This is a genomic window from Micromonospora sp. DT178 (assembly GCF_049841695.1).
Classification (GTDB): domain Bacteria; phylum Actinomycetota; class Actinomycetes; order Mycobacteriales; family Micromonosporaceae; genus Micromonospora.
The window spans coordinates 181,350-193,267 of record NZ_JBNCKV010000002.1 but is presented as its reverse complement, the minus strand read 5'-3'; the positions used below and the strand labels follow the sequence as shown (position 1 = coordinate 193,267).

Sequence of the window (11,918 nt, the reverse complement as noted above, 5' to 3'; positions counted from 1 at the left end):
CCATGACGTGGAACATCGCCCCCGTCGCCGGCTCCGGTCGGCCTCCGTGCAGCTCGGCGCGCTCACCGTCCTCGCGCTCACCCTCTCCGGCTGCAACATGTCCTCGGACGACGACGATGACGACTGCGCCCTCGGCCCCGTGGGCGGCGGCGAGACGGTGGCCCTGGCGCTGCGGGCGCCCACGGTGACCACCGGGCGCACCGCGCCGGAGCCGGCCGCCGCGGCGGTGCCCGACCGGGGCGGCTTCGGCACCCACCTCGCCTCCTGCGGCGGCTGAGGTGCGCCGGGAGTCGGTCACCCCCCGCCCGGAGTGGGACGCCACGATCCGCTCGCAGGGCCTGGTGTACGTCGACACCGAGCTGCCCGACGGCGGCATCATGTCGTACTGGGACGAGACTGCCGCGTACGCGTTCGAGCTGGACGAGGTGCTGCGGCTGGAGGAGGCGACCGAGGAGCTGCACCGGATGTCGGTCGCCGCCGCCGAACACGTCGTCGCGCGCAACCGCTACGCCGAGTTCGGCATCCCGGCCTGGGCGGCCGAGGCCGTGGCCCGGTCGCTGCGCGAGACGCCGCCCACCCTCTACGGGCGCTTCGACCTCGCCTACGACGGCAGCTGGCCGCCGAAGCTGCTGGAATACAACGCCGACACCCCCACCGCGCTGGTCGAGGCGAGCATCATCCAGTGGTACTGGCTGGAGGACACCCGGCCGGATCTGGACCAGTGGAACAGCCTGCACGAGCGCCTCGTCGGCGCCTGGGCGAAGATCGGCGCGGGGCTGCACGACCGCCGGGTGCACGTGGTCTGGTCGAACGAGGAGGAGTCCGGCGAGGACCACATGACCGCCGGCTACCTCGCCGAGACCGCCCGCCAGGCCGGGCTGGAGGTCACGCTCCAGCCGATCCAGCGACTCGGCTGGGACGGCCGCCGTTTCGTCGACGCGACCGACCAGGCGGTCACCACCTGCTTCAAGCTCTACCCCTGGGAGTGGATGCTCGCCGAGCCGTACGGGCCGCTGGCGCTGGAGCCGGGCACCCCGACGACCTGGATCGAGCCGGCCTGGAAGCTGCTGCTGTCGAACAAAGCGCTGCTCGCCGTGCTCTGGGAGCTGTACCCGGGCCACGAGCTGCTGCTGCCGGCGTACCTCGACTCGCCGCGCGGCATGCCGGAGTACGTGGCCAAGCCGCTGCTCGGCCGCGAGGGCGGCTCGGTGCGGATCGTCACCGGCGACACCGAGATCACCAACCCGGGGATCTACGGCGACGAGGGCTGGTGCTACCAGGAGTTCCGGGCGCTGCCCGAGTTCGCCGGCAACCGGATGGTGCTGGGCAGCTGGATCGTCGACGGCGAGTCGGCCGGGGTGGGGGTGCGGGAGAGCAGGAGCCTCATCACCGACGGCTACGCGCGGTTCCTGCCGCACTACATCGACGCGCCACGCATCCCCTGAGTCGTCTACGGTTGTGGGCGTGAACTTCGACGCGTACGCCCGGACCGGCGTTGATCTCGTCAACGCCCGCCTGGACGACCTCGACGACCTCCGGGCCCTCTTCCCCGACGACAACGCGTGGATGCGCGACGAGGTGGCGGAGCGCGACCTCGCCACCTTCCGGCGGGCGCAGAAGCGACTGCGCGACGTCTTCGAGTACGGCACATCCGGGCGGGACGCCCAGGCGGTGACCGAGCTCAACGCGCTGCTGGAGGCGTTCCCGGTGCAGCCCCGCATCTCCGGGCACGACTCCAGCGACTGGCACATGCACGTGACCAGCCGGGGCGCCTCGGTGAGCGCCGAATACCTGGCCGGCGCCGCCTGGGGGCTGTCGGTCTGGCTCTGCGAGTACGGCAGCGCCCGGTTCGGGGTGTGTGCCGACGAGCGCTGCGGCAACGTCTACCTGGACACGTCGTCCAACTGCTGCCGGCGGTTCTGCTCGGAACGCTGCGCCACCCGCTCACACGTGGCCGCCCACCGCGCCCGCAAGCGCGCGGCCATCGGCGAGCAGGCCGGCGTGAGCAGCAAGGAATCGCTCAGCACGGTCGTCTGACGCCCGGCCCGGCCGGCGCTCCGGCGTCGGCCGGGCACGGCGCGGCGGCCTGCCGGGCGTCGACCGGGCCCGGCGCGGCGTTCAGGCGTCGACCGGGGACGGGGTGCCGAGGTGCTGGCGGGCGAACGCCAACGACTCCCGCAGGTCGGCCTCCCGCACGGCGCGGCTCTTCGCGCCCCGGGTGGTGACCTCCACGGCGACCGAGCCGGTGAACCCGCGTCCGGCCAGCGAGGAGAGCAGCTCGCCGCAGGGCTGGGTGCCGCGCCCCGGCACCAGGTGCTCGTCGCGGCCCTCGCCGGTGCCGTCGCCGAGGTGCACGTGGGCCAGGTTGGCGCCCATCCGGTCGGCCATCGCCAGCGAGTCGGTGTGCGAGGCGGCGCAGTGCGACAGGTCGAGCGTGTAGGAGGCGTACCCCGTCTCGGTCGGGTCCCAGCCCGGGACGTACGGCACGAACTGCCGCCCCGCCATCCGGACCGGGTACATGTTCTCGACCGGGAAGCGCAGGTCGGGGTAGTCGGCGGCGATGGCGGCGAGCCCGTCGGCGAAGTTGCGCGCGTAGTCCCGCTGCCAGGTGAACGGGGGGTGCACCACCACGGTGGGCGCCCCGAGCGTCGCCGCCAGCTCCGCGGAGCGGCGCAGCCGCTCCCACGGGTCGGGGCTCCACACCCGCTGCGTGACCAGCAGGCAGGGCGCGTGGACGGAGAGCACCGGGACGCCGTAGTGCTCGGCGAGCCCGCGCAGCGCGCCGGCGTCCTGGCTGACGGCGTCGGTCCAGACCATCACCTCGACGCCGTCGTAGCCGAGCGCGGCGGCCAACTGGAACGCCGCCGCGGTCCGCTCAGGAAAGACCGAGGACGTGGACAGGAGCACGGGGACGCGGGAAGTCACACCATCGAGGGTAGCCGGGGTCGATCGACAGCTCGTGACGAGAAACCGCAAACCGCACGAATCACACCGGTCAGCTCTTCGTTCGCGACTGCGGGGCTCGCAAGCTCACTCCTCGCGCTCACACGGGTCCGCCTTCCGTTCGCGACTGCGGGGCTCGCAAGCTCACTCCTCACGCTCACACGGGGCCGAGCTGGTCCAGGCGACGCAGGATCACGCCCTCGCGCAGCGCCCAGGGGCAGATGTCCAGCGCGTCCACGTCCAGCTGGCGCAGCACGGCCTCGGCGACGACCGCACCGGCGAGCAGCTGGTGGGCCCGGCCGGCGCTGACCCCCTCCAGCTCGACGAGCTGGGCCGGCGGGATGTGCCGGATGAAGGCGAGCACCTGCCGCAGCCCGGCGCGGGTGAGCCTCCGGGGCGCCCACAGTCCGGCACCGGAGGGCGCCGCGCCGGCCAGCCGGGCCAGCGTCCGGAACGTCTTCGAGGTGGCCACCGGCCGCTCCCAGCCCACCGCGGTCAGCTGCGCGACGGCCGGTTCGAGCAGCCCGTCGACGTACGCCCGAAGCTCGTCGACCGCCTCGGCCGGCGGCGGCGCCGCGCTGTCGGGGGCCACCCGGAGCCGGTCCCGGGTGAGCCGGCCGGCGCCGAGCGGCAGGGAGACCGCGACGGCCGGATCCTCGTCGATGCCGGCCGCCAGCTCCAGCGAGCCGCCGCCGATGTCCAGCACCAGCAGCCGGCCCGCCGACCAGCCGAACCAGCGCCGCACCGCGAGGAAGGTCAGCCGCGCCTCGTCCACACCCGGCAGCACCTCCAGGCGTACGTCGGTCTCGTCGCGCACCCGCGCCAGCACCTCGGCGGCGTTGGTGGCGTCGCGCACGGCGGAGGTGGCGAACGCGATCAGGTCGTCGGCGCCCAGCCCCACGGCCGCCGCCTTGGCCATGCCGACCGCCTTGACCAGGCCGTCGGCGCCGGCCTCGGTGAGCGCGCCATCCGGGCCGATCTGCTCGGCCAGCCGCAGCACGACCTTCTCCGAGTGCGCCGGCCAGGGGTGCGCCCCGTGATGGGCGTCGACCACCAGCAGGTGCACCGTGTTGGAACCGACGTCGAGGACACCCAGTCGCATGCTGAAGACACTAGGGCCACTCGGTTTGCGCGGCTCGGCGGACCGGCGGGGGCACCGGGCGTACGCTGGGCCGGGTGACAGGCCAGATCGAACTCCGTGTGCTGGTGGACGACCCGGACGACCCCCGCAGCCGCGAGGTGCCCCTGGACTTTCCCCGGGAGTGGATCGAGTTCGCCGACCCGGCGGACGACAACCATCTCATCCGGGCCGACCTGACGTGGCTGCTCTCCCGTTGGACGTGCATCTTCGGCCGGGGCTGCCACGGCATCGTCGCCGGCCGGGCCGCCGACGGCTGCTGCTCGCACGGCGCGTTCTTCACCGACTCCGAGGACGAGCAGCGGGTCCGGGCCGCGGTCAAGCGGCTGACCCCGTCGACGTGGCAGCACTTCCGGCGCGGGTTCAAGAACTGGACCGAGAACGACACCATCGACGGCAAGAACTCCGCCCGCCGCACCGCCACGCAGGGCGACGACGGGCCGTGCGTCTTCCTCAACGACGCCGACTTCCCGGCCGGCGGCGGCTGCGCCCTGCACGCGCAGGCGCTGCGCGACGGGGTGCACCCGCTGGAATACAAGCCCGACGTCTGCTGGCAGCTGCCGATCCGCCGCGACCAGGAGTGGGTCAAGCGGCCGGACAACACGAAGGTGCTGGTCTCCACGCTCTCCGAGTTCGACCGGCGGGGCTGGGGCGCCGGCGGGCACGACCTGGACTGGTGGTGCACCTCCTCCACCGACGCGCACGTCGGCAGCGAGCCGATGTACGTCTCCTACGGCCCGGAGCTGACCGCGCTCGTCGGCGCCCCCGCGTACGCGAAGCTGGCCGAGGTGTGCGGGGCGCGCAGGCGGCAGGGCATGGTCGCCCCGCACCCCGCCGACGGCGCCTGACCGACCACCGACGACGACGGGGCCCGCGCGCGGCGCGGGCCCCGTCGTGCGTACGCCGGTCAGGGCTCGAACTTGTAGCCCAGACCCCGCACGGTGACGATGAAGCGCGGCGCGGACGGCTCGGGTTCGACCTTGGAGCGCAGCCGCTTGACGTGCACGTCGAGGGTCTTGGTGTCGCCGACGTAGTCGGCCCCCCAGACCCGGTCGATGAGCTGGCCCCGGGTGAGCACCCGGCCGGCGTTGCGCAGCAGCAGCTCCAGCAGCTCGAACTCCTTGAGCGGGAGCTGGACGGGGGCGCCGTCGACGGTCACCACGTGCCGCTCGATGTCCATCCGGACCGGGCCGGCGGCCAGCGTCGGCCCGCCCGACTCGGCGGCCTCGGCGCTCTGCCGGCGCAGCACCGCGCGGATCCGGGCGACCAGCTCCCGGGGCGAGTACGGCTTGGTCACGTAGTCGTCGGCGCCGATCTCCAGGCCGACGACCTTGTCGATCTCACTGTCGCGGGCGGTGACCATGATGATCGGCACGTGCGAGCGCTGCCGCAGCTGCCGGCACACCTCGGTGCCGGACATCTCGGGCAGCATCAGGTCGAGCAGCACGATGTCGGCGCCGGTCCGGTCGAACTCGGTGAGGGCGGAGGTTCCCGTCGCGGCGACGGACACCTCGAATCCCTCCTTGCGGAGCATGTACGACAGGGCGTCGGAGAACGACTCCTCGTCCTCGACCACCAGAACGCGGCTCAACGGGACTTCCTTTCCATGTGCTGTCAGGCCTGCCGGAGCTCGGCCGGACCGGCCTCGATCCCAGCGGACGGCGGTGTCGCCAGGACCTCGTCGGGGGGACGGGTGGGCAGCCGGAGGGTGAACGTCGATCCACCACCAAGAGTGCTCGACACCTGCACCCTTCCGCCATGGTTGCCGGCGATGTGTTTGACGATGGCCAACCCGAGGCCGGTGCCGCCGGTCGACCGGGACCGGGCCTGGTCGGCCCGGTAGAACCGCTCGAAGATCCGGTCGACGTCGGTCGGGGCGATCCCGATGCCCTGGTCGGCGACGGAGATCTCCACGTGTTCGTCGGTGGCGCGGGCGGTGATCCGGACGGTGGTGTCCTCGCCCGAGTAGTTGACGGCGTTCTCCACCAGGTTGGACACGGCCGTGGCGAGCTGGGTGTCGCTGCCGTGGACGGTCAGGCCCCGCTCGGCGTCGACGGTCACCTCGATCCGGCGGGCGGCGGCGGAGGTGCGGGTCCGGTCGATCACCTCGGCGATCACCCAGTCGATCGCGACCGGCTCCGGGGGCGGCTGCGGCTCGGCGCCCTGGAGCCGGGTCAGCTCCAGCAGCTCCTGCACCAGGCGGCCCAGCCGGGTCGACTCGTGCTGGATGCGCTCGGCGAACCGACGGGCGGCGACGAGGTCCTCGGAGAGGTCGGGCGCGCCCGCCCCGGCCGGCTCGGTGGCGTCCAGCAGCGCCTCGGCGAGGAGTTGCAGGGCCCCGATGGGGGTCTTCAGCTCGTGGCTGACGTTGGCGACGAAGTCGCGGCGGACCCGGGCCAGGCGGTGCGACTCGGTCACGTCCGAGGCCTCGACGGCGATGAAGCCCGCCCCGATCCCCATCGCCCGCAGGTGCACCCCGAGCGGGTTCACCCCGGCGTTGTCGCGGCCCCGCGGCAGGTCCAGCTCGATCTCGCGCCGCACGCCGGTGCGCCGCACCTGCCCGGCGAGCGTACGGATCAGCGGGTGGGCGGCGATCGAGCCCTGGGTGGGGCCGGTGCGGAGCAGCCCCATCGCGCGGGCGGCCGGGTTGACCAGGACGGGCAGGTCGTCGGGGTCGAGCACGACCACGCCGGCCCGTAGGGAGTCGATGGTCCGGCGGCCGATGCCGGACTGCGGATCCTCGGCTATCGGGAGCCTCCCCCAGGTGTTGGGGAAGCCGGACCGGCTCCCCGCCCGCGTGGCGCGCCCGCCCGGCGCCGGGACGAACCGGGGCAGCAGCACCCCGGCGATCAGTCCGACCGCCAGCCCCACGGCCACCGCGACCGCCACCGCCCATTCCACCCGGCGATCGTATGGTCATTGTTAACCTGGCAACCACCACAAATAGGATGAATCACCTTCGCTTCCGGCAAAGTTCACTCCCGCGTCCGGCGTCGTTCACCGAGGTTCACCTCGGGTCCGCCCGTCCGACCTACCGTGGGCGGCACACCTGCTCCCCGCCGACCCCCGGGCCGGCGACCACCGACCACAGGACGTGACAATGCGCGACGAGTTCCGGGCTGACCTGCAGATCGTCAGCCAACTGCTGGTGGACATGGCGGAAGGGGTCCGGGCCGCGATGCGGCAGGCCACCCACGCCCTGCTCACCGCGGACCGCCGGGCGGCCGAGACGGTGATCGAGCGGGACGCCGAGATCGACGAGCTCTACCGGCACGTCGAGGAGCGGGTCTGCGACCTGCTCGCCCGGCAGGCCCCGGTCGCCTCCGACCTGCGCGCGATGATCACCGCGCTGCACGTCGCGGCCGACCTGGAGCGGATGGGCGACCTGGCCGACCACGTCGCCAAGACCGCCCTGCGCCGGCACCCCTCGCCGGCCGTTCCGGCGGAGCTGCGGCCGACCTTCACCGCCATGGCCGCCATCGCAGACCGGATGGCCATCAAGATCGGCTCGGTGCTCGCCAAGCCCGACGCCGACCTCGCCGCCGAACTCGACGGCGACGACGACGCCATGGACGACCTGCACCGGAGCCTGTTCGGGCTGCTGCTCGGCGAGGACTGGCCGTACGGGGTGGAGACCGCCATCGACGCCACCCTGCTCGGCCGCTTCTACGAGCGCTTCGCCGACCACGCCGTCAACGCCGGTGAGCACGTGGTCTACCTGATCACCGGGCAGACCACGCCCTCGGCGAGCTGAGACGCACGGAAGGGTCCCTCCCGGCGCGCCGGGAGGGACCCTTCCTCGTGCTCGGGGGTCAGCGACCCTGGTTGGCCACGGCGGCGGCGGCCGCCTTGGCGGCGGCCGGGTCCAGGTACGTGCCGCCAAGCGTGAGCGGGCGCAGCTGCGGGTCCAGGTCGTAGCGCAGCGGGATGCCCGTGGGGATGTTCAGCTTGGCGATCGCCTCGTCGGAGATCTGGTCCAGGTGCTTGACCAGGGCGCGCAACGAGTTGCCGTGCGCGGCCACCAGCACCGTACGGCCGGCCAGGATGTCCGGCACGATCGAGTCGTACCAGTACGGCAGCATCCGCCCGACGACGTCCTTGAGGCACTCGGTGCGGGGCATCAGCTCGCTCGGCAGCAGCGCGTAACGCGGGTCGCCGACCTGCGAGAACTCGTCGTCGTCCGCGATCGGCGGCGGCGGGGTGTCGTACGAGCGGCGCCAGAGCATGAACTGCTCCTCGCCGTACTCCTCCAGGGTCTGCTTCTTGTTCTTGCCCTGGAGGGCGCCGTAGTGCCGCTCGTTGAGCCGCCACGACCGGCGCACGGCGATCCAGTGCCGGTCGGCGGCGTTGAGCGCCAGCTCGGCGGTGCGGATCGCGCGGCGCATCACGCTGGTGTGCACCACGTCCGGCAGCAGGTCGTGCTCGCGCAGCAGTTCGCCGCCGCGGCGCGCCTCGTTCTCGCCCTTCTCGGTCAGGTCGACGTCGACCCAGCCGGTGAAGAGGTTCTTGGCGTTCCAGTCGCTCTCGCCGTGCCGCAGCAGGACCAGCGTCCCGACGGTGGGCCCCTCGCTAGCAGTCATGCCGATCATCCTGCCGCACGCCGTCGGGCGACGCGCGGGCGGTGGTCGTGACGACCACCACGTGGAAAAAGCGCTGCCCGGACATCCGGCCCGGCACTAGGTTGTAAGGCGCAATAATCAGGGCGGTCATTACGAGGCGGGGGCGCCGGCGTGCGGACGATGCGGGGTTGGTTCCGGGACACCACCGGCGGCCTGCCGGTCACCTTCTGGTACCTGTGGGCGGGCACGCTGATCAACCGGCTCGGCTCGTTCGTCCTGGTCTTCCTGGCCATCTACCTGACGCAGGAGCGCGGCTTCTCCGCGTCGCAGGCGGGGCTGGTGCTCGGCCTGTGGGGCGTCGGCGGCGCGCTCGGCACCACCGCCGGCGGCACGCTGAGCGACCGCTGGGGCCGCCGGCCGACCCTGCTCACCGCGCATCTCGGCGCGGCGGCCATGATGCTCGCCCTCGGCTTCGCCCGGGAACTGTGGGCCGTGGCGCTCGGCGCCCTGCTGCTCGGCATGTTCGCCGAGGCCGCCCGGCCCGCGTTCGGCGCGATGGTGATCGACGTGGTGCCGGAGAAGGACCGGCTGCGGGCCTTCTCGCTGAACTACTGGGCGATCAACCTCGGCTTCGCCAGCGCGGCGATCCTCGCCGGCCTCGCCGCCGAGGCCGGCTTCCTGCTGCTCTTCGTGGTCGACGCGACCACCACCGTGATCACCGCGCTGATCATCTTCGCCAAGGTCGGCGAGACCCGGCGGGCCCCCGCCAGCGGGGGCGGCCACAAGGGCGCCGGCGCCCCGGTCGGGGCGCTGCGCACCATCCTGCGCGACCGGGTCTTCCTCGGCTTCGTGACGCTCAACCTGTTCGCCGCGCTGGTCTTCCTCCAGCACATCTCGATGCTGCCGATCGCGATGGGCGACTCCGGCCTCAGCCCCACCACCTACGGCTCCGTGATCGCGCTCAACGGGGTGCTGATCGTGGTCGGCCAGCTCTTCGTACCCCGGCTGATCAGGGGCCGGAGCCGGTCGCACGTGCTCGCCCTGGCGTCGGTGGTGATGGGCGTCGGGTTCGGGCTCACCGCCTTCGCCGACACCGCCTGGTTCTACGGCCTGACCGTGCTGATCTGGACGGTCGGCGAGATGCTCAACTCGCCGTCCAACGCCACCCTGATCGCAGAGCTCTCCCCCGCCGAGCTGCGCGGCCGCTACCAGGGCGTCTTCTCGCTCTCCTGGCAGGGTGCCGCCGCGGTCGCGCCGGTGCTCGGCGGCCTGGTCCGGGAGCAGGCCGGCAACGCCCAGCTCTGGTTCGGCTGCGCCGCCATCGGCGGGCTGATGGCGCTCGCCCACCTGATCTCCGGCCCGACCCGGGAGCGGCGGGCCACGCTGCTACGGACGGCCACCGGTCCCGTCGTGCCGGTCGTGGCGATCCGGCCGCCCGCCCCGCAGGTGGCCGAGGCGGCGGCGACGGCCCCCGCCGAGCCGATCGATCCGGCGTCGGGCGACGGCCTGCCGGACAAGGGCCCGGGGCGGGCGACTCCCGCCGAGCCGGTCGGTCCGGCCTGGGACGACGACCTGCCGGACAAGGGCCCGGACCGAGCGGCCCCCGCCGAGGCGGTCGGTCCGGCCTGGGACGACGACCTGCCGGACAAGGGCCCGGGGCGGGCGACGGAGCCGACGGGAGTGCGGTGACCAGCGACACGCTGGCGCGGCAGCCCCCGGCTTCCTACGGTCGAGGGCGCTTCGGTTAGGAAACAGAACTGTCGGGAGGACGGGTGCGGGCCCTGCGCCGCTGGCTGGACGACACCGCGGGCGGGCTCCCCGCCACCTTCTGGTACCTCTGGGCCGGCCTGCTGATCAACCGGGCCGGCGCCTTCGCGATGCTCTTCCTGTCGCTCTACCTGACCGAGGCGCGGGGCGCGAGCGAGGCGCTCACCGGGACGGTCGTCGGGGCGTACGGGCTGGGCGGGGCGGGCGGCGTGCTGCTCGGCGGGGTGCTGGCCGACCGGTGGGGCCGGCGGTCCACCCTGCTCGCCGCTCACCTGGCCACCGCCGCGCTGATGGTCGGGCTGGCCTTCAGCCGGCACCTGGTGATGATCGCGGCGCTCGCCGCGCTGGTCGGGGTGGCGCACTCGATGCCCAGCCCCGCCTTCGTCGCGGCGATCGTCGACGTGGTGCCCGAACGGCGGCGTTCCCGGGCCTTCAACCTCCAGTTCTGGGCGTTCAACCTGGGCATGGCCGTCGCCTCGCTGCTGGCCGGCCTGCTCGCCGAGGCGAGCTTCGTCGCGCTCTTCCTGGTGGACGCCGCCGCCACCGTCCTCGCGGCGGCGGTCATCGCCTGGAAGGTCCCGGAGACGCTCCCCCGCCGCGCCGCCACGCCTGCACCGATCTTGGACACTTCCCGTTCCGACCGGACGGCAGGTGTCCAAGATCTTCGGCCGGCACCGGTCCGCGGCGGCGGAGTGGCGCCGCGGCGGGCGGGGCGGCAGCGGCGGGCGGGGCGGCAGCGGCAGCCGGGGCTGCACACGGCGCTGACCGACCGCACCTTCCTCACCTTCGTGGGCCTGACCTTCGTGTTGGCCGTACTGACCATGCAGACGTCGACGATCATGCCCCTCGCGATGCGGTCGGACGGCCTGCGCCCGTCGGCGTACGGCGCGGTGGTGGCGCTCGGCGGAGTCCTGATCGTGCTCGGGCAGCTCTTCGTGCCGCGGCTGATCGAACGGCACCGCAAGGACCGCGTCCTGGCCGTCTCCACCGCGCTGCTGGCGCTCGGGTTCGCCAGCCTCGCGTTCGCCGACGACGTGGCCGTCTACCTGGCCGCGGCGGTGGTCTGGACGATCGGCCAGATGCTCGCCGCGCCGCCCAACGCGCAGATCAACGCCGACCTCGCCCCGCTCGAGCTGCGGGCCCGCTACCAGTCGGTGTTCTACCTGGCCTTCCCGGCGGCGTCGTTCGTGGCACCCACCCTGGGCGGGGTCAGCCTGCAGTACCTCGGGGACCGGCACTGGCTCATCGTCGGCGGGCTCGGACTGCTGGCCGCCGGCTGTCACCTGCTCGCCGGCCCACCCCGCGAACGTCGCGTCGCCGCCCTCCGCCAACTCTCCACCCCCCTCCCACCACCTCCCACCCCGACCCCGGCCCCCGTGCGGTGATCATGAGGTTGGCGGCGTCTGGAGAGATCGACATCGCCGTCAACCCCATGGTCAACGGAGGCCGCGAGCGGCGGGGGAGGCAGGCGGGTGGGGCCGGGAGAGGAGGCCCGACGGGCGGCGGTCGGG

General features: G+C 73.4%; 11 protein-coding genes and 1 pseudogene. 7 read left to right on the top strand and 5 right to left on the bottom strand.

Going from position 1 to position 11,918, the window contains the following annotated elements; genetic code table 11:
- Nucleotides 1-7 precede the first annotated feature (7 nt).
- The 3 genes from ACLQ22_RS04685 to ACLQ22_RS04675 are packed head-to-tail and all read left to right on the top strand — an operon-like array spanning nt 8 to nt 2,037.
- A complete protein-coding gene (locus tag ACLQ22_RS04685) occupies nt 8-277 on the top strand; it encodes a hypothetical protein (protein WP_233600126.1) in 270 nt (89 codons plus the stop codon).
- 1 nt (nt 278) lies between these two features.
- Complete coding sequence (locus ACLQ22_RS04680; RefSeq protein ID WP_425691217.1) at nt 279-1,445, top strand: glutathionylspermidine synthase family protein; 1,167 nt, start codon at nt 279-281, stop codon at nt 1,443-1,445.
- 19 nt (nt 1,446-1,464) lie between these two features.
- Nucleotides 1,465-2,037, top strand: coding sequence for a CGNR zinc finger domain-containing protein (locus ACLQ22_RS04675; RefSeq protein ID WP_121400170.1), 573 nt, complete (start codon nt 1,465-1,467; stop codon nt 2,035-2,037).
- 81 nt (nt 2,038-2,118) lie between these two features.
- Here ACLQ22_RS04675 and ACLQ22_RS04670 read toward each other — a convergent pair whose 3' ends face one another.
- Together ACLQ22_RS04670 and ACLQ22_RS04665 are read right to left on the bottom strand one after the other, a co-directional pair.
- Nucleotides 2,119-2,925: a sugar phosphate isomerase/epimerase family protein gene (locus ACLQ22_RS04670; protein ID WP_199729520.1), complete on the bottom strand. Its 807-nt coding sequence runs from the start codon at nt 2,923-2,925 to the stop codon at nt 2,119-2,121.
- Nucleotides 2,926-3,100: 175 nt separating this feature from the next.
- Nucleotides 3,101-4,045 carry a Ppx/GppA phosphatase family protein gene (locus ACLQ22_RS04665; protein WP_425691216.1) on the bottom strand — a complete coding sequence of 315 codons (945 nt, stop codon included), beginning with the start codon at nt 4,043-4,045 and terminating at the stop codon, nt 3,101-3,103.
- Nucleotides 4,046-4,119: 74 nt separating this feature from the next.
- Here ACLQ22_RS04665 and ACLQ22_RS04660 point away from each other — a divergent pair, with 74 nt between their 5' ends.
- Nucleotides 4,120-4,929 carry a hypothetical protein gene (locus ACLQ22_RS04660; RefSeq protein WP_425691215.1) on the top strand — a complete coding sequence of 270 codons (810 nt, stop codon included), beginning with the start codon at nt 4,120-4,122 and terminating at the stop codon, nt 4,927-4,929.
- Between the two features lie 59 nt (nt 4,930-4,988).
- Here ACLQ22_RS04660 and ACLQ22_RS04655 read toward each other — a convergent pair whose 3' ends face one another.
- Nucleotides 4,989-5,672, bottom strand: coding sequence for a response regulator transcription factor (locus tag ACLQ22_RS04655; RefSeq protein WP_088998216.1), 684 nt, complete (start codon nt 5,670-5,672; stop codon nt 4,989-4,991).
- Between the two features lie 23 nt (nt 5,673-5,695).
- Nucleotides 5,696-6,982 carry a sensor histidine kinase gene (locus ACLQ22_RS04650; protein ID WP_416607566.1) on the bottom strand — a complete coding sequence of 429 codons (1,287 nt, stop codon included), beginning with the start codon at nt 6,980-6,982 and terminating at the stop codon, nt 5,696-5,698.
- 199 nt (nt 6,983-7,181) lie between these two features.
- Between ACLQ22_RS04650 and phoU the strand changes: the two genes are divergently transcribed.
- Nucleotides 7,182-7,835, top strand: a complete 654-nt coding sequence (phoU, locus tag ACLQ22_RS04645) for a phosphate signaling complex protein PhoU (protein ID WP_425691214.1) — start codon at nt 7,182-7,184, stop codon at nt 7,833-7,835.
- 58 nt (nt 7,836-7,893) lie between these two features.
- Here phoU and ACLQ22_RS04640 read toward each other — a convergent pair whose 3' ends face one another.
- The gene (locus ACLQ22_RS04640) at nt 7,894-8,661 is read right to left on the bottom strand and encodes a phosphoglyceromutase (protein ID WP_121400171.1); all 768 of its coding nucleotides are present in this window, start codon (nt 8,659-8,661) and stop codon (nt 7,894-7,896) included.
- Between the two features lie 150 nt (nt 8,662-8,811).
- On the opposite strand from ACLQ22_RS04640, the pseudogene ACLQ22_RS04635 reads away from it, so the two are divergent.
- Nucleotides 8,812-10,143: pseudogene (locus tag ACLQ22_RS04635) on the top strand (MDR family MFS transporter); the annotation flags it as partial.
- Between the two features lie 269 nt (nt 10,144-10,412).
- On the top strand, nt 10,413-11,792 hold the full coding sequence (locus ACLQ22_RS04630) for an MFS transporter (RefSeq protein ID WP_425691213.1): 1,380 nt from the start codon (nt 10,413-10,415) through the stop codon (nt 11,790-11,792).
- The last annotated feature ends 126 nt before the right edge of the window (nt 11,793-11,918 follow it).